General features: G+C 70.0%; 18 protein-coding genes and 1 pseudogene. 7 read left to right on the top strand and 12 right to left on the bottom strand.

Going from position 1 to position 25,345, the window contains the following annotated elements; genetic code table 11:
• Positions 1–13 precede the first annotated feature (13 nt).
• The gene (locus WBG06_RS07955) at positions 14–877 is read left to right on the top strand and encodes a PaaX family transcriptional regulator (protein ID WP_336736053.1); all 864 of its coding nucleotides are present in this window, start codon (positions 14–16) and stop codon (positions 875–877) included.
• Positions 874–1,848, top strand: a complete 975-nt coding sequence (locus WBG06_RS07960; protein WP_336736054.1) for a bile acid:sodium symporter family protein — start codon at positions 874–876, stop codon at positions 1,846–1,848. Before WBG06_RS07955 ends, WBG06_RS07960 begins: the two co-directional genes overlap by 4 nt.
• Here the strand turns inward: WBG06_RS07960 and WBG06_RS07965 are convergent.
• From WBG06_RS07965 to WBG06_RS07980, 4 genes and pseudogenes are all read right to left on the bottom strand, one after another.
• Entirely contained in the window at positions 1,776–2,552 is a 777-nt protein-coding gene (locus WBG06_RS07965; protein WP_336736055.1) for an acetate--CoA ligase family protein, read from the bottom strand. The two genes, WBG06_RS07960 and WBG06_RS07965, sit on opposite strands and share 73 nt — an antisense overlap.
• A gap of 124 nt (positions 2,553–2,676) precedes the next feature.
• A pseudogene (locus WBG06_RS07970) lies at positions 2,677–3,960 on the bottom strand (acetate--CoA ligase family protein); the annotation flags it as partial.
• Between the two features lie 164 nt (positions 3,961–4,124).
• The gene (locus WBG06_RS07975) at positions 4,125–5,435 is read right to left on the bottom strand and encodes an ArgE/DapE family deacylase (protein ID WP_336736056.1); all 1,311 of its coding nucleotides are present in this window, start codon (positions 5,433–5,435) and stop codon (positions 4,125–4,127) included.
• A gap of 13 nt (positions 5,436–5,448) precedes the next feature.
• Entirely contained in the window at positions 5,449–6,774 is a 1,326-nt protein-coding gene (locus tag WBG06_RS07980; protein ID WP_336736057.1) for an MFS transporter, read from the bottom strand.
• Positions 6,775–6,911: 137 nt separating this feature from the next.
• Here WBG06_RS07980 and WBG06_RS07985 point away from each other — a divergent pair, with 137 nt between their 5' ends.
• Positions 6,912–8,057: a PucR family transcriptional regulator gene (locus tag WBG06_RS07985; protein ID WP_336736058.1), complete on the top strand. Its 1,146-nt coding sequence runs from the start codon at positions 6,912–6,914 to the stop codon at positions 8,055–8,057.
• Between the two features lie 12 nt (positions 8,058–8,069).
• Here the strand turns inward: WBG06_RS07985 and WBG06_RS07990 are convergent, their stop codons facing one another.
• Genes WBG06_RS07990 through WBG06_RS08010 form a run of 5 tightly spaced genes read right to left on the bottom strand, consistent with a single transcriptional unit; the run spans position 8,070 to position 13,458 of the window.
• Positions 8,070–9,437 carry an aldehyde dehydrogenase family protein gene (locus tag WBG06_RS07990; protein WP_336736059.1) on the bottom strand — a complete coding sequence of 456 codons (1,368 nt, stop codon included), beginning with the start codon at positions 9,435–9,437 and terminating at the stop codon, positions 8,070–8,072.
• Positions 9,437–11,116, bottom strand: coding sequence for a thiamine pyrophosphate-dependent enzyme (locus WBG06_RS07995; protein WP_336736060.1), 1,680 nt, complete (start codon positions 11,114–11,116; stop codon positions 9,437–9,439). Before WBG06_RS07995 ends, WBG06_RS07990 begins: the two co-directional genes overlap by 1 nt.
• 1 nt (position 11,117) lies before the next feature.
• Entirely contained in the window at positions 11,118–11,774 is a 657-nt protein-coding gene (locus WBG06_RS08000) for an RraA family protein (protein WP_336736061.1), read from the bottom strand.
• Positions 11,771–12,160 carry a RidA family protein gene (locus tag WBG06_RS08005; RefSeq protein WP_336736062.1) on the bottom strand — a complete coding sequence of 130 codons (390 nt, stop codon included), beginning with the start codon at positions 12,158–12,160 and terminating at the stop codon, positions 11,771–11,773. The genes WBG06_RS08000 and WBG06_RS08005 overlap by 4 nt, the downstream gene beginning before the upstream one ends.
• Positions 12,157–13,458: an MFS transporter gene (locus WBG06_RS08010; RefSeq protein WP_336736063.1), complete on the bottom strand. Its 1,302-nt coding sequence runs from the start codon at positions 13,456–13,458 to the stop codon at positions 12,157–12,159. The genes WBG06_RS08005 and WBG06_RS08010 overlap by 4 nt, the downstream gene beginning before the upstream one ends.
• A 363-nt stretch (positions 13,459–13,821) precedes the next feature.
• Between WBG06_RS08010 and WBG06_RS08015 the strand changes: the two genes are divergently transcribed.
• Positions 13,822–16,311 (top strand): LuxR C-terminal-related transcriptional regulator, encoded by a 2,490-nt coding sequence (locus tag WBG06_RS08015; protein ID WP_336736064.1) that lies wholly within the window; start codon positions 13,822–13,824, stop codon positions 16,309–16,311.
• 380 nt (positions 16,312–16,691) lie between these two features.
• Here WBG06_RS08015 and WBG06_RS08020 read toward each other — a convergent pair whose 3' ends face one another.
• From WBG06_RS08020 to WBG06_RS08030, 3 genes are all read right to left on the bottom strand, one after another.
• On the bottom strand, positions 16,692–17,711 hold the full coding sequence (locus WBG06_RS08020) for an App1 family protein (RefSeq protein ID WP_336736065.1): 1,020 nt from the start codon (positions 17,709–17,711) through the stop codon (positions 16,692–16,694).
• Positions 17,712–17,744: 33 nt separating this feature from the next.
• Positions 17,745–18,917 carry a non-hydrolyzing UDP-N-acetylglucosamine 2-epimerase gene (gene wecB, locus WBG06_RS08025; protein ID WP_336736066.1) on the bottom strand — a complete coding sequence of 391 codons (1,173 nt, stop codon included), beginning with the start codon at positions 18,915–18,917 and terminating at the stop codon, positions 17,745–17,747.
• Positions 18,918–19,327: 410 nt separating this feature from the next.
• The gene (locus tag WBG06_RS08030) at positions 19,328–19,831 is read right to left on the bottom strand and encodes a hypothetical protein (RefSeq protein ID WP_336736067.1); all 504 of its coding nucleotides are present in this window, start codon (positions 19,829–19,831) and stop codon (positions 19,328–19,330) included.
• 257 nt (positions 19,832–20,088) lie between these two features.
• On the opposite strand from WBG06_RS08030, the gene WBG06_RS08035 reads away from it, so the two are divergent.
• From WBG06_RS08035 to WBG06_RS08045, 3 genes are all read left to right on the top strand, one after another.
• Positions 20,089–21,027 carry a LysR family transcriptional regulator gene (locus WBG06_RS08035; protein WP_336736068.1) on the top strand — a complete coding sequence of 313 codons (939 nt, stop codon included), beginning with the start codon at positions 20,089–20,091 and terminating at the stop codon, positions 21,025–21,027.
• 179 nt (positions 21,028–21,206) lie between these two features.
• Positions 21,207–22,829 (top strand): BCCT family transporter, encoded by a 1,623-nt coding sequence (locus WBG06_RS08040; RefSeq protein WP_336736069.1) that lies wholly within the window; start codon positions 21,207–21,209, stop codon positions 22,827–22,829.
• Between the two features lie 71 nt (positions 22,830–22,900).
• Positions 22,901–25,264, top strand: coding sequence for an arylsulfatase (locus tag WBG06_RS08045; RefSeq protein ID WP_336736070.1), 2,364 nt, complete (start codon positions 22,901–22,903; stop codon positions 25,262–25,264).
• Positions 25,265–25,345 lie beyond the last annotated feature (81 nt).

Genomic DNA, 25,345 nt, shown 5'->3' on the forward strand with positions numbered 1-25,345 from the left:
CAGAATGCCGCAGGTGACGGAGGAGGAGACTGCACCGGCAGCGCAGCAGAGCCAGCGCTCGCGCACCACCGTGGTGACCTTCCTCGGTGCCGTCGTGCGCCCGCTCGGAGACTGGATGCCGATCGCCGGCGCCGTCGACCTGCTCACCCAGGCCGGGCTGGACGCGCCGAGCGTACGCACCGCGGTGCACCGCCTCAAGCGCAACGGCTGGCTCGTCTCGGAGACCCGCGCGGGCACCCGCGGTTACGGCCTCACCCCGACCGCCCTGACCACGCTCGCCGCCGGCGACGAGGTCATCTGGCACGCCCGCAAGCCCGCGGACCTGGCCGACGGCTGGTGCATCGTGCACTTCGGCATACCCGAGTCGCTGCGCGCCAAGCGCCACCAGCTGCGGGCCCATCTCTCGCACCTGGGCTTCGGCAACGTCGGCACCGCCCTGTGGATCGCGCCCGCGCGGATGCGCGAGGCGGCCGAACGGGCCGTGACCGAGCTCGGGCTCGAGTCGTACGCCGCGATCTTCGTCGGCGGCTACCAGGGCACCCAGGACCTCACCGAGCTGCTCTACAACAGCTGGGACCTGGCGGCGATCGACCAGAGCTACCGCGACTTCATCACTGCCCACAGCGATCTCTCCGGGCGGCTCGAGCGTGCCGCGCCGTCGGGACAGGAAGCCTTCGTGACGTACCTCGGCATCGTCAGCCAGTGGCGCAAGCTGCCCTTCCGCGACCCGGGACTGCCCCTTGAGGTGCTCGCCCCGGACTGGAGCGCACCTGCCGCGACCGCCCTGTTCGAGCGCCTCGTCGACGTCCTCGAGAAGCCGGCACTCGCGCATGCGAGCGCCCACTGGCCGCTCACCGTCCGGGAAGGAAGAGCATGAACACAGTCAGGAAGATCAGCACCTTCGTAGGACGCTGGTTCGCCTTGATCGTCCTCGTCGCCGGCGCCGTCGCGCTGGCCACACCCAGCACCTTCGACGGGTGGGCGGCGCAGGTGCCCCTGCTGCTCCAGATCATCATGCTCGGCATGGGCATGACCCTGCGGCCCAGCGACTTCGCGATCATCGGACGGCGACCGTGGGCGCTGCTGCTGGGCGTCGCCGCGCAATACACCTTGATGCCGCTGCTCGGGTGGAGCATCGCTCACCTGCTCGGCCTGTCCGCCGTGCTCACCGCCGGCATGATCCTGGTGGGCTGCGCGCCCGGCGGCACCGCCTCCAACGTGATGGTCTTCCTCGCCCGCGGCGACACGGCGCTGTCGGTGGCGATGACCTCGGTGTCCACGCTCCTCGCGCCCGTCATGACACCCCTGCTGGTGCTGCTCCTGATCGGCGAGGACCTCCCGGTCTCCGGGAAGGACCTGTTCGTCTCGATCGTCGAGATCGTGCTCGTGCCGGTGCTGCTCGGGCTGGTCCTCCGGCTGCTGCTGCCCCGGCTCATCGAGCGGGTGATCGACGTGCTCCCGCTGATCTCGGTCGCCGGCATCACCGCGGTCGTGCTCGCCGTCGTCGCCGGCAGCGCCTCGACCCTGCTCTCCGTCGGTCTCCTGGTCGTGCTCGCCGTGGTCCTGCACAACATCGGAGGCCTTGCCCTCGGCTACGCCGTCGGGCGCGTCTGCGGCATGCCCGTCTCGAGCCGCCGCGCGATCAGCATCGAGGTCGGCATGCAGAACTCCGGCCTCGCCGCCGCCCTCGCCACCGTCCACTTCTCACCCGCTGCCGCGCTGCCCGCCGCGATCTTCTCGGTCTGGCACAACGTCTCCGGCTCGATCCTGGCGAGCTACTGGTCGCGGCGGCCCACCGAGGCCGAGGACGTCGCCTCACCGGAGGCCACCTCGGCCGTCAATCCCTGACTCGCTCTGACGAGCAGCGCATCCACGGCGACCGGCCGGCCTGACGCGTCGATGATCAACGGGTTGATCTCGAGTGCCTCCAGGTCGTCGGCCTCTCGCTGGACGAGATCGGAGAAGGCGACCACCGCGGCAGCGAGCGCGTCCCTGTCGACGGCGACCCGTCCGCGGGGACCGTCGAGGAGCTCGGCATGGCGCAGCCGATCCATCATCGCGTGCGCGTCATCGGTGGTCAGCGGCGGCAGTCGCACCTGGACGTCGGCGGCGATCTCCGTGAGTACGCCGCCGATGCCCAGCACCACCACCGGACCGAACACGGGATCACGGCGCATGCCGAGGATCAGCTCGGTCTCCGAGGAGATCATCGGCTGGACGACGAGGCGGCGATCGGTCACGCCGTGCTGCTCGGCGGCCGCGAGGATCCGGGCGGCAGCGGCGCGCACCTGGTCCGCGTCCGCCAGCCCGACCTGCACCAGTCCCAGATCCGACTTGTGCGCGACCTCGGTCGACAGGATCTTCACGACCGCTGGGAAACCCAGCCGGGCGGCTGCCGCCGCAGCGTCGTCCTCGGTCACGGCCTCCGCTTCGGGCACGACGGGTACGCCGTGGGCCGCGAGCAGCCGTTTGGCCTCGATCTCGTCGACGACCTGGCCCGGTGCCCGGTTCGACCCGGAGGTCCGTCGTCGCCGCGGCTGCCCGCGCGGCATCGGCTGGCGCCCAGAACCGGACGAGGGCAGACATCGCCCGGACTGCTCGGACCGGTTCGGTGAACCCGACCAGCCCGGCCCGCGCGAGGCGGGGTACGGCACGGCCGGTGCCACCGACCCACACCGTGACGATGGGCTTGTCGGTGCGTGCGGCAGCAGCCTCCACGATCTCGCAGACCTGGTCCTCCTGACGCTGCATGTTGCCGACCAGCACGGTGATGATGTCGGTGTCGGGATGGTCGATGGCGACGTCGAGGGCCTTGCCGAGGAGCTCGGGATCGGTCACGAGCGCACCGGTCACATCGATCGGGTTGCGGACCGATGCGAACGCCGGCAGCACCGCGGCCAAGCGCTCCGACCAGGCCTGATCCCAGGGCGCGAGCTCGAGGCTGTGGTCCTCGATGGCATCGGCCATCAGCACCCCCGCCCCGCCGGAGAGCGTGATCACCGTCAACCGACCTCCCCGGGGTCGAGCACTCAGCCCGAACACCCGCCCGAGGTCGAGCAGATGATCGACGTCGTGGGCACGTACGGCACCGTACTGGGCGAGCAGCCCGTCGAAGACGGCGTCGGCACCGGCCAGCGCACCCGTGTGCGAGGCGGCCGCGGCCGCGCCCGCCCGGGAACGTCCCACCTTCATCAGACACACCGGTACGCCGTTCGCGCGGGCGGTCGCCAACGCCTGGCGCAGGCGCTGCGGGGCCCGGACCCCTTCGACGTACCCGAGCACGACCTTCGTGGCCTCGTCCTGGACGAGGCCGTCGATCACCTCCGGAAGCGAGATGTCCATCTCGTTGCCGGTGCTGACGAACCGGCCGAGACCGAGGCCGGACGTCTGCGCCTCGGTCAGGATGAAGGCGCCCATCGCGCCGCTCTGGGTGACGAAGGCGACGCCGTCGTCGCGCAGCACGAGCGACTCGTCGTCGATCCCGGTCATGAAGGTCGCCGTCACCGCGTCCGCAGCGCCGATCACCCCGTTGCAGTTCGGGCCGAGCACCCGGACTCCGTGGCGCCGAGCGACCGCCGCGACCTCGTCCTGCAACGCAGCGCCCTCAGGGCCGGTCTCGGCGAACCCGGACGCGAACACGATCGCGACCGGGACGCCGAGCTTCCCGCACTCGGCGACGGCCGTCGCCACCTCGGAGGCCTGGACCACGACGACAGCCAGCTCGGGAACGGCAGGAAGCTCGCTCAGCGCGGCGTAGCAACGCAGGCCCTGGACCTCGCGACGGCTCGGATTGACCGGATAGATCTCACCCTGGAAGCCATGCATCAGGAGGTAGCGCAACGTACGTCCCGCTGCCTTGAGACCGTTCGACGACGCACCCACGACCGCGACGCTGCGCGCCGCGAACAGATGACGGACCAGATCCACGAATGCTCCCTTCGCGCCTCGAGACCGCGGCATCGACGGACCGAGCTCATGGTGGTGCGCCACAGCACCACACCCGTCGCGAACCACGCAAGACCCTCGTGCCGCTCCCGGGAGGGGACGGCCGGGCGGACCCCCGGAGACGAACCGGCTCCGACCCGCGGTGAAGTGCAGGTCGGAGCCGGGTCAACGTGATGCGATCAGGCCGTTTCGTCGACCCCGCACCACTCGGCGATGAACAGCGCGATCGCCTTGGTGATGCGGCGGACGGACTCGATGTCGACGCGCTCGTCGTTGCCGTGGATCGCCTCGGAGATCGGGCCGTAGACGAGGGTCGGGATGTCGGCGTACTGCACGAACACCCGTCCGTCGAGGTAGCCCGGGGTGGTGAAGCTGCCCAGCTCGGCACCGCCGAAGGCGGCGCGGTGCGACTCACGCAGGGTCTCCTCGGCCGCGGAGCCCTCCTCCAGGACGTACCCCTGGGCGAAGAAGCCGGTGCGAGTCGCGACGGCCTCGATCGCGTGCCCGCCGTCGTCCTCGGTGATCTTCGCGAGCTCGGCGGTGATCTCCTCCCACGCGTCCTCGGCGGTCACGCCCGGGTAGAGCGCGATGCGCAGGTCGACCTCGCACCACGCCGGGACGCTCGAGCCCCAGTCGCCACCGTTGATCTTGCCGACGTTGAGGTTGATCGGGTGGTCGAGGTCCTCGAAGTAGCGGTGCTTGACCTTCTCCTCGTTCCACCGCTCCTCGAGCTCACGCAGGCGGCCGACGACGTGGTACGCCGCGTCGATCGCGTTGAACCCGTGGGACATCTCGCGCGGGTGGGTCGGCTGGCCGGAGACGCGGACGCGGAACCAGATCACCCCGACGTTGGCGCGGACGAGCATGTCCTCCTCCGGCTCCGGGATGAGCACGGCGTCGGCGGTGTAGCCGCGCATCAGGGCCGAGAGCGATCCGTTGCCGGTGCACTCCTCCTCGACGACCGACTGCAGGTGGATGCGGCCCTTCGGCGTGAGCCCGGCGGCGCGGACCGCGTCGAGGGCGAACATGTTGGCGACGAGGCCGGACTTCATGTCACCGGCGCCGCGGCCGTGCAGCCAACCGTCGATGATGGCGGCGTCCCAGGGCGAGCGGGACCACTGGTCCTCCGGCCCCTCGGGCACCACGTCGATGTGTCCGTTGAGGATCAGCGACCGCCCGTCCTCGCTCGCCGGCCGGTAGGTGCCGACGACGTTGTCGACCCCGTCGTAGGAGACCTCGACGTAGCCCGCGCCGGGGTGCTCGCCCAGCTCGTCGGTGTCGAGCTGCCAGCGGTCCATCTCCAGGCCGCGCTGCTCCAGCGCGCCGAAGATCAGGTCCTGGGCGGACCGTTCGTTCGTACGCACAGAGGGGTGCCGTACCAGCTCCTGGGTGAAGGAGATCTGGTCGTCGAACGCCGCGTCGACGGCGTCGAGGATCCGTTGACGCTGCGCCTCGCTGAGGACGGCGGTGGGGGTGACGGTCTCGGACATGTGAAGGGTCCTTTCAGGAGTGAGCCGAGGTGACAAGACGGTCGTCGGTGATGCGGAGGCGCGAGCCGATCACCCCACCGACGGCGGTGACGAGAGCGATGCCGGCGAGCAGGAGGGCGACGGACCACGACTGGTCGTGGCTCGCGGAGAGCAGCGCCGTCGCGGCGAGGGGGAGGAAGCCGCTGAGCGCGCCGGCGAGGTTGTAGCCGAGCGCGACCCCGCTGTAGCGGAGGTGCGGAGGGAACAGCTCGGTGAGCAGCGCCCCGGTGACGGCGTACGCGATGGTGAGCAGGACGATGCCGACGGTGATCGCGACGATGATGGTCGCGGTGTTCCCGGTGTCGATGAGCAGGAACAGCGGGTAGGCGCCGATCGCGGTGGCGAGACCGCCGGCGACGGTCATCCGGCCGGCACCGAAGCGTTCGCCGACACGGCCCGCGACGATGGTCATCGGGATCTGGACGATCGCGGCGATCAGGGTCGCGTTGACCATCACGGAGCGGTCCACGCCGAGGTTGTTGACGCCGTAGCTGACGGCGAAGGTGGTCATGACGTAGAAGCCGCCGACGCCGAGGAAAGCAGCAGCCACCGCCACGACGAGCCGGCCGCCGGCGTAGCGGAAGAGGTCGAGGGCGGGGACCTTGGCGTGCTCCTCGAGGTCGACCATCTGCTCGAAGACCGGTGACTCTTCGATCTTGATCCGGATGTAGAGGGCGATGCCCAGCAGCGGGAAGGCGAGCAGGAACGGGATGCGCCAGCCCCACGCGTCGAACGAGTCGTCGGGCAGGAGCAGCACGAGCGAGAAGGCGCTCGAGGAGAGCAGGGTGCCGACCGGCGAGCCGATCTGCACCAGCGCGGCGAAGCGGCCGCGATGCTCCGGTGGCGCGTGCTCGACCGCGATCGTGACCGCGCCGCCCCACTCCCCGCCGACGGCAAGTCCTTGGACGAGCCGGAGCACCGCGAGGGCGATGGGAGCGGCGAGACCGATGCTGCCGTAGTCGGGGATCAGACCGATGACGCCCGTCGCGACCCCGATCATCACGATCGTCGTCAGGAGCGCGGGGCGGCGACCGAACCGGTCGCCGACGTAGCCGAAGATGACCGCGCCGATCGGGCGGGCCGCGAACCCCACACCGAAGGTTGCAAATGCCGCCATGGTCGCGGCGGTGGGGTTCAGCTCGGTGAAGAAGAGGCGGTTGAACACGAGCGCTGCAGCGGTGCCGAAGAGAAAGTAGTCGTACCACTCGAGCGCCGTCCCCACGAACGCGGCGCGGGCGATGCGGGCGGCTTCCCTGTCGGTCACGGCGACCTCGCCATCGGGCGGTGTCATGGTGGTCATCTCTGCTCCGTCAGCTCATCCCCTGCGCGCATCTCCGCGCGCCGGGCGTCATCAGCGTCGTACTCGACGAGTCTGGTCCAGCCGACGACCGGGAGCCAGTGACACCCGCATCGCAATGTGATGCCTACGATGTGCATATGCATCCCCACGGGCGTCTCGAGGCCGCCGCACGCACGTGTCTCGGCGACGTCGACGCGATGGCGCTCCGCTACCGAGCCGAGGTCCGGGCACTGCCCGGATACCTGCCGGCGACGGTGAGCGACGACGAGCTCGACCGGTCGGCCCGGGCCGTTCTCGAGCTGATGCTGCGGCAGCTGGCCGGGGAGGACGTCGCCGACGCGTTCTCCGAGCGATCGGCCGCCATCGGTCGCCATCGCGCGCGGCAGGGCCTTCCGCTGGACTCTCTGTTGCGGGCAGTTCGGATGGACTTCCGGTTCCTGTGGGAGTCGCTGACCGCGGTCGTCGGCCCCGAGCAGGCGCACGAGTTCACCGATGACGTGGTCACCTTGTGGGACACCGTCGAGACCCACAGCAACCACGTGCAGTCCGCCTACACCGAAGAGCTGATGAGCCTGCGGCGTGAGACCGAGCTGGAGCGTGGATATCTCGTACGCCAGCTCCTGGTCACCGGGATCGACGACCAGCGACAGCGTGAGGCGACCGCCCGGACGCTCGGCGTCGCGTCGACCGAGGACCTGGTTCTCGTCGTCGCCCGCCCCGATCACAGTCGGGCGTTCCGCAACGGCGTCGAGGCGCTCCAGGGAGGGCTCGCGGTCCATTCCAGCGACGGCTACGAGCTGGCCATCGTGCACCCGCCGCAGCTGGGCAGGACCGGGTGGCAGCGTCTGTTGCGTCTCCCGGCCGGCGTCTCCCCGCGGGCCCGCGACCTCGGGCAGCTGCCGGGCCTGTGGCCGGTGGCCCGCAAGCTCGCCCAGCTGGCCCGGCCCGGGCACGCGGCACTCATGGACGACCACTGGCCCCAGCTGTTGAACGACGACCTGGGTCCCGCCATCGCGGCGCTCGGTGCGGATCGCCTCGATGCCGTACGCGAGCTGCCGGACCATGCGCGCACGACCCTGGTCCGCACAGCCAGGGAATACCTGAGCACGGGGTCGATCTCGGCGACCGCCGACACCCTGTTCTGCCACCGCAACACGATCCTGAAGCGGCTGCACCGCTTCCAGTCGCTGACGGGGCTCGACATCACCGTGCCCGAGCAGGCCGCGCTCGCCCACGTCCTCATGAACGCGCCGGACATGCGCGACGAGGGACGCGAGCGATAGCGGCGACTGTTCTCAGACCGTACGCACGAGCTTGACGTTGACGAACTCGTGGAGCCCGAACTCGCCGAGCTCCCTGCCGATGCCGGACGCCTTGACCCCACCGAACGGCAGGTCCGCCTGCGTCCGTGACGAGTGGTTGATGGCGACCATGCCGACCTCGAGCCGGTCCACGACCTGACGCAGCCTGTCCGGGTCCTTCCCGAAGACGGCGCTGCCGAGCCCGAACGGGGTGTCGTTGGCGACCCGGATCGCCTCCTCGACGTCGGTCACCTTGTGGACCACGGCGACCGGACCGAACACCTCCTCGCGGTAGGCGCGCGCGGCTTCCGGTACGTCGACGAGCACCGTGGGCTGGACGAAGGCACCTGTCGCAGGCCGTTCCGGTCCACCGGCGACGGCGCGGGCGCCGGCGGCGACGGCGTCCTCGATGAACTCGGTGATCGTCGCGGCCGCCGACTCCGAGGAGAGCGGGCCGAGGTCGGTTCCCGGGACCGCCGGGTCACCGACCCGCAGCGCGGCGACCCCGCGGGTGAACTCGGCGAGGAACTCGTCGTAGACGTCCTCGACCACGATGATCCGCTTGGCGGCGGTGCACGCTTGGCCGGCGTTGCCCATGCGCCCGACGACCGCGGCCTTCGCCGCCTCCACCACGTCGGCGTCGTCGAGCACGATGAAGGGGTCCGAGCCGCCGAGCTCGAGCACGACCTTCTTCAGCGCGCGACCGGCGATCTCGCCGACGGCACGGCCTGCCCGCTCGGACCCGGTCAGCGAGACCCCCTGCACGGCGGGGTGCTCGATCACGGAACGGACCTGCTCGTTCGTGGCCAGGACGGTCTCGTAGACACCCTCGGGGATGCCCGCGCCACGCAAGAGCCGCTGGAAGGCGTACGCCGACTCCGGACAGGCCGGAGCCGGCTTGAGCAGCACGGTGTTGCCCAGCAGCAGGTTGGGGGCCGCGAGCCGGGCGATCTGGTAGTAGGGGTAGTTCCACGGCATGATCCCGAGGAGCACGCCGAGCGGCTCGAAGCGTACGGTCGCCTCGCCTTCCGCGACCGGGAGCGTCCGGTCCGCGATGAAACCCGGCCCCTGCTCGGCGTAGTAGTCGAAGATGTCTGCGACGATCTGGAGCTCGCCGTGCGCCTCGGCGACGGTCTTCCCCATCTCTCGGGTCGCGATCGCGCCCAGCTCGTCGATCTCGCCCCGGATCGCCGCGGCGACCTCGGCGAGCACCGCAGCGCGGTCGGCGACCGGACGGGCCCGCCAGGCGCGGAACGCCTCGGCCGAGCCCTCGACCGCGGCAGCGACCTCGTCGTCGGTCACCGCCGGGTACGTCGCCAGCACGGTGTTGGTGGCCGGGTCGACCACTCGGTAGTCGGTCATCACGCGTCCTCTCCTGCCTGAGCGTCGCGCACCGCGGTCTCCGGGGCACGGACATCGGGGTCCTGGATCAGGTGCAGCACTGCCGGACGGCCGCTGGCGACGGCGCGCCGGAAGGCACCGGCGAAGTCGTCGGCTGTCTCGACCCGCTCGCCGTACGCCCCGTACGACTCCGCCCAGGCGGCGAAGTCGGGGTTGGTCAGGTGGGTGCCGGACGGTCGTCCGGGGTAGTGGCGCTCCTGGTGCTCCCGGATGGTCGCGAACACGCCGTTGTCCACCACGATCGCGATGAAGGGGGCGTCGTAGCCGACCGCCGTGGCGATCTCCTGCCCATTCATCATGAAGCAGCCGTCGCCGGCGACCGACACGACCTGGCGGCCGGGGTGGACCATGGCTGCCGCGACGGCAGCCGGGATCCCGACCCCCATCGCGCCGTTGCGCGGCGCCACCAGCGAGGCCGGAGACGTGTGGCGCAGGTAGCGGCTCGGCCACACGGAGTGGTTGCCCGCGCCATAGGTGATCACCGCGTCGTCGTCGAGCTCGTCGCGAAGCACCGTCATCACCGCATCCATGTCGACGAACTCGGTGCTCGGCGTCGGCTGCGGGGTGACGAACTCCTGGTATCGACGTCGGGCGGTCGGAAGCCAGTCGGCCTCCACCGCCTCGGTCGACAGGCCCACGAGCACGTCGACGAAGGCCTGCGGTGCGGCCGTGACGAGCGCGTCCAACCGGCCCGAGTGGCCGAGCGGCTCACCGGGCACCGCGACCACGGTCGGGGTGTCGAGTCCCCGGGTGTAACCGTCGCTGCCGACGTCGGTCCGGGGAGCGCCGACATAGATCGCCAGGTCGGCGGTGTCGAGGATCTCGGCGACGTGGTCACCACGGCCGTAGCCCGTGAAACCGACGTACGCACCGGGGCCGTCCTCGAGGACGTGCGGCACCGCGTCGTAGGCGCGGAAGTCGCCGAGGACCGGGATGCCCTGCTCGGCAGCCCAACGGCTCAGCGTGGGACCGGAGTCCTTGGACCAGCCTTCGCCGCCGACGACCACGACCGGGCGGCGGGCTGCGCTCAGCATGGTCTGGAGCCGCTCACGGACGGCCTCGCTGACAGCGAGCTCGGGGTCGGCGATCGGCACCACGGTACGGGTCGGCGTCGGCTGCCGGATGACGTCCTCGGGGAGCCCGACCACGACAGGTCCGGGGCGGCCGGTACGCGCGGTGTGCATCGCGTCGGCCACGACGGCCGCCGCCTGGGTGGGGTCGTCGAGCGTCACGACCTTCTTCGCGGTCGACCCGAACCAGCCGGTCAGGTCGAACTCCTGGAACGAGAAGCGACCGCGGTCGGCCACCGGGACCAGCCCGACGAAGAGGACCATCGGGGTGGCGTCCTGCCAGGCCGTATGGACGGCAATGAAGGCGTTCGCGGCGCCGGGTCCGCGGGTCACCATCGCGATGCCCGGCCGTCCGGTGAGGCGACCCTCGGCCATGGCCATGAACCCGCTCCCGCCCTCGTGCCGGGTCACGACGGTGGTGATCGTGGAGTCGTGCAGTCCGTCGAGTACGTCGAGGAAGGACTCCCCCGGGACCGCGTAGGCGCGTTCGACGCCCTCCCGCTCGAGCTGCGCGACGATGGCGTGCCCGGCGGACAGCTGGCCGGTCGAGGTCTCGTTGGCGGCGTACATGTCAGGCCTTTCTGTCGGTCGCCTCGGGCGACGTGGGGAGAAGTCGAGCGAGGTCGGCGCCCCGCGAGATCTGGTCCAGGAGTGCGGGCTCGGCCTCGTCCGAGCGTCGGGCCCGCTCGATGACGGCGGGGTCGATGCCGGCCGGGTCGAGGAAGAGCACACCGTTCTCGTCGCCGAGAACGATGTCGCCGTCGCGGACGGTCACACCGCCCACGCGTACGGGGCGGTGCAGCCCTTCCAGACTCGTACCGAGCCGCTTGGTGGTCCTCGAGGTGAGACCGCGGGAGTAGACGGGCAGCTGGTCGGCGACCGCGCTCCTGCGCAGCTGGGCGGCATCGGTGACCGGACCTTCCACCACGATGCCGCCCGCCTGCCGCGCCACGGCGACCGCCGCGGTCACGGCACCGACGGGCGCGTGCGCGCCACCAGCGACCTCGATGACGAGCACCGCCCCGGCAGGAAGCTCACGCAGGGCACGGTTGACCGCCAACGCGTCGGGAGTGCGCAGGTGCAGGGTGTGGGCGATGCCGGCCATCGGGCGCGCCTCCGGCTGCACGCGCACGATGCCGGGATCGCAGAAGCCGTCCTCCAGGAAGTGGCCGAGCGTCGGCACCTCCACCTCGGCCAGCGCCGCGAGGGCGGTCGAGACCTCGGTCATGCGTCGTCCTCGCTGACGAGCGCGACGCAGTCGATCTCCAGCTCGACACCCCACAGGGTGACGCCGACGGTGGTCCGGGCCGGGAGCGCAGCGGTGCCGAAGACCCGGTTGAAGACCCGGTTGTACGTGTCGAGGTGATCGGGGTCGGTCAGGTATCCGTTGATCTTCACGATCCGGTCGAACCCGCTGCCGCTGGCCTCCAGGAGCGTACGCAGGTTGTCGAGCGTCGCCAGCAGACGGGTCTCGAAGTCGCCCTCGACCGGACCGGCGCTCGTCGCCGGGATCTGTCCGGAGGTGAACACGAACCCGTTGGCGACCACCGCCTGGGAGAAGGCCCCGACCGGTTCGCCGAGCTCGGCGATCGTGCGGATGCGACGGATGCTCATCGGGCCGCCTCCGCCACCGGTGCGGCCTCGTCGTCGCCCGCGGGGTCGAGGTCGGTGCCGTGGTAGCGGGTCAGCAGCGAGAGCGCGACCAGCGACGCGACGGCGGCACCGCAGGCGTACCAGGCGATCGACGAGCTACGCCCCGTGGCCTCGAGGAGGGCGACGGTGACGGCGGGCGTGATCGCCGACCCGAGGAGGCCCGAGAACATGTAGGCGACCGACAGGCCCGAGTAGCGGACCTTCGAGCCGAACAGCTCGGCCAGGAAGGTCGCGATCGGCCCGTAGTTCGCGCAGAACGCGAGCATCATGACGGCGTACGCGACGAAGACAGCGACCGCCGAGCCGGTGTCGAGCAGCAGGAAGAACGGGATCGCGAAGACGGCCTCACCGAGGATGCCCAGCGAGATGATGCGACGCCGGCCGTAGCGGTCCGAGAGCCGCCCGAACACCGGGATCGCGACGAGTGCCACCAGGCAGGCGACCAGAACCGCCCAGAGCATGAGGTCGTTGGAGTGGCCCAGCTCCGAGGTGCCGTAGCTGACGCCGGAGGCGACGAGGAGGGTGAAGGTCGAACCGGTGGACAGGGTGGCGACTGCGGCGAGAAGGACCTGCTTCCAGTAGTCGCGCATGAGCACCACGAACGGCAGCTTGGCCTTGGCGCCCTTCTCCTTGACCTGCTGGAAGCTCGGCGTCTCCTCGATGTTGAGACGGATGTAGATCCCGACGGCCACCAGGATGCTCGAGGCCAGGAACGGCACCCGCCAACCCCACGAGACGAGCGCTTCCTCGGACGCGAAGGCGCTGATCAGGAGGAAGGCCAGGTTCGCGATCAGGGTGCCTGCCGGGACGCCCACCTGGACGAGCGAGCCGTACCAGCCTCGCTGCTCGCGCGGCGCGTGCTCGACCGTCATCAGCACGGCGCCGCCCCACTCACCACCGAGAGCCAGGCCCTGGATCACCCGCAGCGTCAGCAGGATGAACGGCGCGGCGAGACCGATCGTGCCGGCGTCGGGGATCAGACCGATGGCGAACGTCGCCGCGCCCATCGTGAGGAGCGAGACCAGGAGCATCGACTTGCGGCCGAGCCGGTCGCCGAAGTGACCGAAGAGGACCGCGCCGACGATCCGCGCGAGGTAGGCCGAGGCGAACGTGAGGAAGGACAGGATCGTCCCGACGGCCGGTGAGACCTCCGGGAAGAACACCTTGTTGAACACCAGCGCCGACGCGGTGGCGAAGATGAAGAGGTCGTACCACTCGACCGTCGTTCCGATCACGCTCGCGGTGGCGATCTTTCTCATCCTCGCGGGTGCGAGGCGGTCACGCTCTGAGGCGTGCCGGCGGTGGCCGTGCTCTGACATGGCAACTCCAGGTGGCGGTGTGTGGCGGGGGTCACCCCATCTCACCGGTGTTCAGGTACCCCCGACAATCGGCATCGCCACCCAGAACGAGGACGTCAAGTGTGCATCTGCCTACTCCGAGCTCCACCGGTCGCCAGATGATCGAAACGCGGACCTTCGTGTCCGGCGTGGCCCGTCCGGGTCCGCCCTCGGAGCAGTGATCTACCCGCGTGCTGCAACCTCCCATTAGGCATCGGGAAACCTACGATGAATCGATAGCGGCATCGGGGGATGCCGTTTCCCTGCGGGAGGGATGAGCACCAGATGCACGATGGAACAACCGGGGTCGATGTCACAGTGGTCCGCGACCGGGTGATCGATCGACTGAGGGGTCTCGAACCGGGCGAGGTCGCTTGGCTCGATGGCCCGTTCGGCAGCGGCCGTACGTCGGCTGTCCGACAGTGGCTGTCCGCCGAGAGCCACACGGCCCGATGGCATCCGTCGGCACCTGGCCACGCCGATCATGAGCGTTCGGCCCCGGATGTCATCGTGCTGGACGGCGGCACCGCGGAAACGGTCGAGGCGGCGATCGAGTCGCTCGCTGCTCGGCCGCAGGCCCGTTTCGTCGTGATCGCCTCGGGGGAATGGCCCAAGGCCCTGCGAGCCGCCGGCATCCGTCCGTCGACGGTGATCACCGGCCGCACGCTGCGCTTCACGCGCGAAGAGATCCACGCCTTGGGCCGCCACCGCGCCATCGACCTCGCCGACGGAGACCTGGAGAGGATCGTCGAGACGACCGGCGGATATCCACTGGTGGTCGACGCGGTGATCCACCAGATCGCCATCAGCGGGCAGACGGACGACGACGTGCTGGCGACGGGATGCGACCGGGCGGTCGATGTCATCTCCCGGCGAGCGTCGACCGGGAAGATCTCCCGGGGCTTGTGGGAGAACTTCCTGGTCGCAGCGGGCGCCGAGGACCTCACCCCAGCAGCCATGGACGTGCTCGACGGATCCGGTCCGGACGGTCCGTTCGCTCTTCGTGCCATGCTCGACGCGCAGATCCTCGGGCCGAGCAGCCGACGACCGATGAGCTTCGGGTTTCCGCCGCCGTTGCGACGCGCGTTCCGTCGTCGGCTGTCGATCGACGTCGCAAGCGCTCGACAGCTCGAGCTGATCGGCGCGGCGGTGGCGGTCCTCCGTGGCCACGGGCTCGTCGCGGATGCGATCAGCGTCGCCAGCGACCCCGCGCTCCGACCACTGCTCCTCGACCTGCTGCGCGACGAGTGGATGCGACTGGCCGACGTGCCGGCCAGCGTGGTCCTGGAACTGCTCTCGGCCTCCTCAGCGACCGATCTGTCTGCTGAGCTCCTCGTCGCCCAGGCACGGGCGCTGATCGACATCGCCCAGCTCGGCCGCTCCGTTCCGGTCGCGCCGCGCGACCGCCAGGTCGCCCAGCGCTTGCTCGACCGCGCCGAACGAGCCGTCGAGGAGGAGTCGAGGGGCAGCTCTAGCGCCGAGGACGTCCTCGCCGTGATCACCTCGCTACGGGCCGCGGAGGACCGCTCGGCCGGGCGTATCGAAGACGGGTACGCAACGCTGCAGGCATGCCTTGACAGACCACCGACGAACGAGCTCGCCGCGGCGATCGTGCGCCTTCAGGCGGGCCTCACTGCCTACGCGTGCGAACGAGTCGAGGAGGCGCTGACCCACTTCATCGACGCCGGCGCGGACGCCACCATCGGCGGCGATCCGCGGATGGCAGCCCTCGCTGCCGACCTCGAGGAGCTCATGCACTGGATCGTCGACGACACCGCCGCGTGGTGGAGACACATCAGTCTCGGCCCGGACACCCTCCCTGACCGAGGAACGGCGATATCCCCCACCCTGGGAATCGCCCGCGCCATCCACACCGTCGATATGACGGCGTTGCAGACGCTCCTGTCACAACCGGGTCTCGCCATCGACGACCCGCTGGCGGTGAGCTTGCTCGATCTCCAGGGACGGATCATCGCCCACCAAGTCCTGCAGAACTCGCGGATCGCCGCGCAGGAGCTGGATCTCGCTGACGCCGCGCTCCGAGGCAGGCGGTTGAGCACCATGGAGGCGTACAACATCATCCTTGCTCGGGCGGAGCTGCTGCTCGACGCGGGCCGGCCCGAGCAGGCGATGGCAGTGCTCGACGCGGCACCGCCGAGCATCGACCCGATCAACGACGCCCTGGTGCGCGCGCATGTCCAGCTCGCGCTGGGTGACTACGCCGCAGTCGTGGAACGACTGCCGGCCGTGCTCGAACCGGTCGGCGGCGACCGCGGCCGGTTCGCCGTCATGGCCCACCTCCTGCTGTTCCTGGCCTACCGTCAGCTCGATGACGAGGAGGCGGCCGACCGGTGCCTGGAGATCGCACTCGTGACCAGCGGGCGCAACCGTCTCGTCTGGCCGTTCGTCCGGATGGGCCTGGACGAGCTCCGCACGATCATCGACCGTGCCGCCGAGCTCACCCTCGATGATCTGTCGGTGGCGCACGTCGTGCGTCTCCAGTCCGTCTGGGACAAGCTGAACGTGCTGCGTGCGCCGGTGAACCTCACCGACCGCGAGCGCGTCATCCTGGAGCATCTCGCAGGCAAGGCCAGCGTTCGGCGGATCGCGGCCGACCTCCACGTATCCGCGAACACGGTCAAGACACAGACCCAGTCGCTCTACCGCAAGCTGGGCGTGTCCAGCCGCGAGGGGGCCGTCAACGCAGCGATACGACGAGGCCTGATCCCGGCGCGGTCGTCAGCCACCGGCGGGCCCCACCGGCCACCCGGATGACCTCGAATTCACCCTCGGATCACCTTGGTTTCACCCTCGTTCGGGCGGATCCGGCCGCGCTTGGCCGTGCATACTCGGCCGTAGACACAGGTGGATACAGGCGGCCAGGGATGCAGCCCGTCCCACCGTCGAAGACGTCCGGGAAGCACACAGCGACACCCGAGCGCTGTTGTCCGGATCATCTGGCTCCCGACCGGGTGCCGGACCGCTTCCTGGCCGATGGTCGCACCGCACGGGCGCGGATCCAGTGATCCTGACAGCCCGAACGGGGACGACCCGTTGCCTCCCGCCGCGCTCCCAGTACTGGCGGGAGGCAACACCCTGCCGAAGCGGAGACGACAGCCCTGGACGACCGGCGACCGTGACCTACCGCCGCAACGTCAGAGGAGGCCGAGTCCGCTGGCGTGGCGACGTACGGCCTCGCTGTCGGCGACGAGCACGAGCGGCACCTCGTCTCCCATGGTGCTCCACACCTGCTCGACCCGGCCGTCGTGCGGGTCGAGCCTGACCTCGCGGATGTAGACCGCGAGGATCCGGCCGGGGTGCCGACGGACGGTGTCGGCATAGATCTCCGGATCGTGCTCACCGGAGTCGCCCAAGAGGACGAACGGCAGGCCGGGATGGAGTGCGAGGACCTCGTCGATGCGTACGGCCTTGGTCTCGCGGCCCTCGGCACCACCGAGCAGGTCGCGCAGCAGCAGCGGCCCGCGAGGGAAGCTGCGGTGGCGTACGAAGGCTTTCAGGAAGGCATGCAGGTTCCACGGGCTGGAGGAGATGTAGAACACCGGGTTCGCACCGGCGGCGAGGTCGCGGTAGAGCTCGGGCGCGCCGGGGAAGGGAGTGCGCGTGAGCGCCGAGCCGGTGAGGGTCTGCCGCACCATCCGCCCGACGCGCTGCACCCCGGTCTCGAGGATCGTGTCGTCGATGTCGGAGATCACCCCGAACTGCGCCTCGTCGGCGGCCACGCGGACCTCAACCGGCGTCTGGTAGGCGCCGGTCAGGCCACGGTAGTCACCCGCCAGCTCGACGGTGCCGCGGGTCCACGGCGCCTCCAGCGTCGCCGGCTCCGGCCGCAGCCGCGCGATGAAATAGCCCTCGTCGTCGGTGACCGTGTCCACCGAGGCGTCGCCCACGGTGACCCGCAGCGGCACCCCGGGCAGCTCGTCGGTCAGGAAGTGGCGAACAGTCCGGCGTACGGCGGCGACCACCCCCTCGCCCTCCACCGCCTCCGACTGCGGCGGATCGTCGACGACCCGGCCACGCACGACCACGCCCTCAGCGCTCCCGTGCCCGCCGTAGCACGTGATCCGGAAGTCCGCCGGCACCTGCGACCCCGCCCGGCGGAGCCTCGCCGCATCCCACGCACGCTCCACCCCGAGCACCCATCGTCGTACCGACATGGCCACAGCCTAAGACGCGGGGGCGACCGTGCTTCATGCCCTCCTCGGTTGGGGAAACATGCCGCTCCTGAAGGCGACCGGACGGACGTTGCGCACGCGCTGACCTCCGAAGCGGGTGATCGTGTGGGCGACGATCTGGCGGGCCGCGGTGCCGTCGCCGTACGGGCTGGGCGTCTCCGCGAGGCGGGTCAACAGGCCCGGCTCGGACAGCGCTCGGATGGTCGCGTCGAACACGTCCTGCGGGGCGGCCAGCACCGCGAAGCCCGCGGCGACGGACTCGGTACGTTCCGTGGAACGACGCACGACGACCAACGGCCGCTTCAGGATCGTCACCTCCTCGGCGACACCGCCCGAGTCGGAGACGACGGCCGATGCGCCGGCGAGCAGCGAGAGGAAGTCGGCGTGACCGATCGGGTCCATGACGTGGAACATCCCGAGCAGATGGGACAGCCCGAAGCGAGCGACCGTGATCCGGGTGCGCGGGTGCATGAGGAGCACGACGTCCCGGTGGGACACCCGCCCGGCACGGCCGAGATCCGCCAGGATCGTCGCGAGCGCCGTCGGATCATCGGTGTTCTCCGGCTGATGGATCGTGGCCAGGATGTATCGCTCCTCCGCGACCCCGAAGCTCGTCCTGGTCGCTTCCTGCACCAACGCCGCGGGGAGACGGGACGCGACCGCCTCGACGACGGTGCTTCCGGTGCGGACGATGCGCCTCGGGTCGATCCCTTCGGCCAGGAGATTCTCGAGGTTGCCCCACGTCGCCGCACAGCACAGATCGGCGACCTGGTCCGTGATGACGCCGTTGTGCTCTTCCGGCGCCCGGTGATCGCACGAGCGCAAGCCGGCCCCGACGTGGACCAGGGGTGCGCTGTTGGCTTTGGCTGCCAGCGCGCCCGCAAGGGCCGAGTTGGTGTCACCGTGGACGATCACGGCGTCGGGCTGCTGCCGCGCGAGCTCCTCCCCGAGCACGGCCGCCAGGTTGTCGATGTTCTCCAGCCCGGACATCTCACTGCCGCCCAGACGAGCCGCAGGCTCGCTCAGCCCGTGCCTTGCCCAGATCTCGCCCGACATCGACGGGTCGTCCTGCCGGCTGGTGTCGAGCACCGAGACATTGTCCGGCCCGAGGCGACGTCCGAACTCGTGGATGAGTGGCGCCAGCCGGATGACCTCCGGTCGCGTACCGAGGACCACGGCGACATTCATCTTCGAGTGTGACAAGTTCGAATGTGACAAGTCAGGTCCTTCGAGTCGTGCCGATGCCCAGACCGGGGGATGGCGCCGTCGACGAAGTGAGAAGAGATGGATGGGTGCGCCCCCCGACGCACCCACCCATGTCTGTGCAGGCGAAAGAACGCTCACGAACAGCTGACGGGCGCGCGGCACAGCCGCGGCGTACCACTCATCAGGCTCATGTGCTTCCTCCCCCAAGGCGCTTCCAGGGTGTCCAGACCCCTTCGGCGATCAGCTCCGCTGCGAGGTTTCGACGACGCAGCGGGACCTTGCCAGAAGTCTGCAGGCCACCGAGGCCCGAGAAAACAGTTCCGACACCGATTCGAGGGTGAACCGAGGGTGAATCGAGGGTGATGCGGGGTACGCCGCCCCGAGCGCCGCAGTCAGCGAGCGTCGCGCGCAGCCTGGCGGCGAGCACCTTGCGCACGTGAGGAGGCGTCACGCTTGAGACCTCCGGTCGTCCGCGTCGCGTCCCGCCGGGTGCTGGGCACAGGCGTGCCGCCGTCGTTCGTGGAAGTCGCCCGGCGCGGCCCAGCGCTGGTGGCGGCCCGGGCCTCGGCAAGGCGTTCCTCCCGCAGCTCCTGCGAAGCCTTTCTGGCCGCAGCGCTGACCTGCCGACTGACCTGGGCCAGCACGGACTCGAAGACCTCCGCCTTGGCCCGGGCGCGCTGGTTGCGGTCATAGGCCTTACCGCGCCCTCCAGCAGCCTCCACCTCGGCGCTGGCGCCGCGCCGATAGACCTTCAGGTGCTTGGTGCGCTCGCGTCTCACTCGTTCGTGGAGCTCGAGCAGCTGGTCCTCGTCCAGCTCGCGTAGAGCAGCAGGGTCCGCCTCGCGGACGAGAGCCGCTTCCTTCTCGGTCAGCGAGTTCAGCAAAGCCTTGTTCACAGGGCCCTCCGGTGGTGCCGGCGATTGCGCCGCCCCCCGGTTGACGCACACGGCGCACGTTCATGCTACGCCCGGCGCGGCGCGCTCATCGCCGTTATCGTCGATCACCGCGTCTTCGGCGGCGTTGCCGGGAGTGGCGGTGGTGGCCGTGACCGCTCTGACGTGGCCGTCCGTGATCCCGCGATGACTCGAACAGCACGGCTCCTCCCCGTCCTCGCCCGCGGCTCACCGCCGTGTCGACGCACTATGCTCCCCGCATGGACCGGCGCCACCTCGAGTATTTCGTGACGGTAGCGGAGCTGGGAAGCTTCACCCGCGCGGCTCAAGCGCTGTCCATCGCCCAGCCGTCGCTGTCCAACGCCATCGGGTGGCTCGAGCGGGATCTCGACACCCGGCTGTTCGACCGACACGGCCGGGGCGTACGTCTCACCCCCGCCGGCGAGGCCCTGCTCGAGCCCGCCCGACGGTCGCTGCGATCGTTCGAGGTGGCGCGCGGCGCGGTGCGCGCCGTGTCGCAGGCCGGCTTCGGCCGGTTGTCCGTCATCACCAACACGTTGTGGGCGGTCGAGCCACTGGCCCGGTTGATCGGAGAATTTCGCGCGCTACATCCCGGCGTCCAGGTCACCGTCGCTGACCCGGTGTGGCACGGCGACGTGCTGGACACCGTGCGGATGGGCGGCGCGGAGCTCGGCCTCGTCGACGGCACTCCTCCCGGCGGAACCCTGGCGAGCCGATGGCTGGCCGACCTCGAGATGATGGCCGTCTGCCCACCAGACGCGACCGCGGTGCCGACGCTCGGCCGCGACGACGAGGAACCCATCACGATCGGTGCGCTCTCGGAGCAGGGTCTGGTGTGCACCCCCGACGGCACCGTGCTGCGCGGCATCGTCGCCGAACCGCTTGAGGCCGTCGGCCTCTCGACCGATGTGGCCGTCGAGACGGCTCACCTCGCCGCGGTGGCGCCCCTGGTCCTGGCGGGCGCTGGGGCCGCGGTCCTGCCGCAGGCGATGGCCGACGACGCCGCCGCCAAGGGGGCGCGCGTACACCCGCTCGACCCTCCGCTGCACCGGTCGGTGCACGTGATCTGGCGCAAGCGCAAGGCCAGCGACCTTGCCCTGCGGTTCGTCGACTTCTGCGTCAGAGCCTGCGCCGCCGGTGCTCAGGACGCACCTGACAGAGCGGCCCCCGGCCACTAGCGACCAGCGCGGTCACCACACGCGTGGACCCGCTCCTCCCTGTGTCCTGGGTCATAGCCAGCGGCTATCGCTGGTCTAGCCCAGTCGCCGTTGCTCGCACCAACGCCCTGGACCGAAACTCGATGAACCGAGCGGGACCGGCACGACGAGCCGCTTCCGATGAGCGCCGGGAGGCCCCGATGAATCGGTACATGAAGGGCGTGGACCCAGCCGTCTTCTGGGGGTCGGCAACGCTGATCGCCGGCTTCGTCACCTGGGGTCTCCTCTCCCCCGCAACCCTCGGAGCGGTGATGTCCACCGCGCTCGACTGGGTGATCAGCAACTTCGGGTGGGCCTTCGTCCTGATCGCGTTCAGCGGGTTGGTGCTCTGCATCTTCTTCCTCGTGCACCCCTGGGGCCGCATCCGACTCGGACCCGACGACTCACGCCCGGAGTTCGCGACCTTCTCGTGGATCTCCATGATGTTCGCCGCCGGCCTCGGAGCCGGTCTGCTCTTCTACGGCATCGCGGAGCCGGTCTCGCACTGGACCACTCCTCCGCACGGCCTGGCAGAGCCACAGTCGGAGGAGGCAGCGCTGGTCGCCCTCCGCTACACCTACTTCCACTGGGGATTCAACGGCTGGGCGATGTACGCGGTGATGGGCGGCGCGATGGCCTACTTCGGCTTCCGCAAGGGACTGCCGATCCTGGTCAGCTCGACCCTGACACCGGTGCTCGGGCCGAACGCATCGCACAGACCGCTCGGGCGACTCGTGGACGCGCTGGCGATCGTGGCAACTCTCTTCGGTACGGCGACCGCGCTCGGTCTCAACGGGCTCCAGCTCAACAGCGGCCTGAACTACCTTCTCGACGTACCGAAATCCAACCTGACGGCCGTGCTGCTCATCCTCGTCGTCACCGGGATCTTCGTCGTCTCGGCCACCTCGGGCGTCGAGAAGGGGATCAACTTCCTCGCGACCCTCGGCATGCGCGCGACGATCCTGATGTTCTGCTTCTTCCTGATCGCCGGCGGGTCCACCGTGCTCGTCATCTCGGAGGGCATCGAGTCCATCGGCACCTATGTCATCAAGGTGCTCCCGATGTCCTTGCAGACCGGGGTGGGCAACGAGCAGTGGATGGCGGGCTGGACGATCTTCTACTGGGCCTGGTGGGTCTCGTGGGCCCCCTTCGTCGGCATGTTCGTCGCCCGCATCTCCCGCGGACGCACGATCCGCGAGTTCGTCCTGGGTGTCGTGGTGGCGCCGACCGGCTTCGGGTTCCTGTGGTTCGCCGTCGTCGGCGGCACCGGCATCGAGCTGCAACGCAGCGGCGCCGCCGACATCGTGGGAGCGCTGGCAACACCGGAGCTGTCGTTGTTCACGGCTCTCGACGCCCTGCCGCTCCCCGTGCTGACCTCGGCGGTCTGCGTGGTGCTGATCGCGCTGTTCTTCATCAGCGGCGCGGACGCCGCGTCAGTGGTGATGGCGACCATGGCTTCCCACGGCGAGATCAGACCGCCCCGGATCATCGTGGCGACGCTCGGAATCCTGATGGGCGGCATCGCCTGTGCACTGTTGCTCGTCGGCGGACTCGTGTCCTTGCAGCAGGCGGCTGTCCTCGGATCCGTGCCGTTCACCTTCGTACTGGTCGGCGTCGCCTGGTGCTGGGTCAAGGCGCTCCGGCAAGAGGAGCGAGTCGAACGCTCCACAGCATCGAGACCGCGCGTCGCGTGGAGAGGACCTGTCCCGCAGCTCGAGGGCGCCGAGCTCGAGACCCCGAGGGCCGGCCGCGCGACCGAACCAGCCGGGGACGACCCACCGTGACGTACCTCGGCACGACCTGAGCCCTCCGCCCGACCTGATCCATCCCCGCCTAGCCTCCGAGGAGACCCGTCATGACCCGATTCCACGCTGACCGGCATGTGCTGCCCGAGCCCGACCGAGCGCAGGTCGTCGCCACCGCCCACGGCATCGAGGACCAGACCGCCGACTTCGAACCGGTGCGCCCGACCTCGCCTCCGGAGGGAGCGCCGAACGTCGTGATCGTCGTCATGGACGACCTGGGCTACGGGACGTCCAGCGCATTCGGCGGCCCGTGCACGATGCCGACAGCAGAGGCTCTGGCCGAGGGCGGTCTGCGCTACTCCCGCTTCCACGTGACAGCGCTGTGCTCACCGACCCGCCAAGCCCTGATGACCGGTCGGAACCACCACTCCGTCGGGATGGGCGGCACGACCGAGATGGCCACATCGGCGCCCGGCTACAACGGGTTCCGGCCGCAGTCGGCGGCCACCATCGCCCAGATCCTGCAGGGCAACGGCTACAGCACCGCGGCCTTCGGCAAGTGGCACCAGACCCCGCCGCGCGAGATCAGCCCGGTGGGCCCGTTCGACCGCTGGCCGACCGGCGAGGGCTTCGACAGCTTCTACGGGTTCATGGGTGCGGAGATGAACCATTGGTACCCGCTGCTGTACGAGGGCACGACGCCGGTCGAGCCGGACCGGCGGCCCGAGGACGGGTACCACCTCTCCGAGGACCTCGCCGACCGAGCGATCGAGTGGGTACGCACCCAGCGCACCCTGGCGCCGGACCGGCCGTTCTTCACCTATCTCGCCCTGGGCGCCTCGCACGCCCCGCTGCACGTCGCGCCGGAGTGGCGGGAGAGGTATCAAGGTCGGTTCGACCACGGCTGGGACGAGCAACGAGAGCTCACGCTGGCCGAGCAGAAGCGGCTCGGCGTGGCTCCGGCCGATGCCGAGCTGGCCCGCTGGGCAGACGGCGTACCGCACTGGGAAGAGCTCTCCGACACGCAACGTGCGCTGTCGGCACGTTTCATGGAGACCTTCGCCGGGTTCACCGAGCACGCCGACCACCAGGTCGGGCGGTTCGTCGCCGCGCTCGACGAGCTCGGCGAGCTCGACAACACGCTGTTCGTCTACCTGCTCGGCGACAACGGCGCATCCGGCGAGGGCGGCATCGAAGGCACCACGGTCGAGCACCGGCTCGGCCACGGCCTCGTGGACGATCCCGAGGAGATGATCGCGGACATCGACCGGATCGGTGGCCCGGAGACCTATCCGATCGCACCCGTCGGATGGGCGCTGGCGCTCAACACCCCGTTCCAGTGGACGAAGCAGGTCGCATCCCACTTCGGCGGGACCCGGGACGGCCTGGTCGTGCACTGGCCCGCGGGGATCGCCGAACGTGGCGGTGTCCGCGACCAGTTCCACCACGTCATCGACATCCTCCCCACGATCCTCGACTGCGCCGGCGTTCCCCAGCCCGCCTCGGTCGCCGGGGTCGCCCAGCAGCCGATCGAGGGCTCGAGCATGCGCTACACCTTCGACGACGCCGACGCGGCCGGGCGGCGGCGTACCCAGTACTTCGAGATGTGCGGCAACCGCGGCATCTATCACGAGGGCTGGATGGCGGTGACGCGGCACGGGACGCCCTGGGAGATGGTCCCGCAGGGAGGGAAGCGCTTCAGCGACGACGTCTGGGAGCTCTACCACGTCGACTCGGACTTCTCGCAGGCCCACGACCTGGCCGCAGAGCACCCGCAGCTGCTGCGCGAGCTGCAGGAGCTGTTCCTCATCGAGGCCGCGAAGCACCAGGTGTTCCCGCTCGATCCCCGCGTGACCGAGCGGGAGAACCCCACGTTGGCCGGACGCGTCGACCTGATCGGAGACCGCCGCTCGGTCACCTACCGCGGTGGCATGCGGCGCTTCACCGAGGAGACCACGCCCAACGTCAAGAACCGTTCCCACAGCATCACCGCCGACATCGAGGTGCCCGCGACCGGCGCCGACGGAGTCGTCGTCGCTCAGGGCGGACGCTTCGGAGGCTGGTCCCTCTACTGCGTCGGAGGCACGGTCCGCTACGACTACAACTACTTCGACCTGACCCACTTCACCGTCGGCGCCGAGGAGCAGCTGTCCCCCGGGCGCCACCAGATCCGGATGGAGTTCCACTACGACGGGGGCGGGCACGGCCGCGGTGGCGACACCGTCCTGGTGGTCGACGGGGTCAAGGTCGCTCACGGACGGGTCGAGCGGACGATCCCCTACTACTTCTCGTTCGACGAGACGCTGGACGTCGGGGTCGACCTGGGCACACCCGTTTCCGACGAGTACGCCGCGGCCGACAACGCCTTCACCGGCACCGTACACACGGTGCGGATCGACCTCGACGGGCCGGCCGCATCCGACGATGCCGGCACCGAGGAGCAGCGTCGCCAACGCGTGTTCCTCTCCCAGTGAGGGCGGAGGACGAAGCTCCCGGTGAGTGAGCAGAGACCGGACAGCAGCAACCAAACAAGTGCTAGGTTGCTGGCGTGGACA

This window comes from Nocardioides sp. CCNWLW239 (genome assembly GCF_037137035.1).
Lineage (GTDB): Bacteria > Actinomycetota > Actinomycetes > Propionibacteriales > Nocardioidaceae > Nocardioides.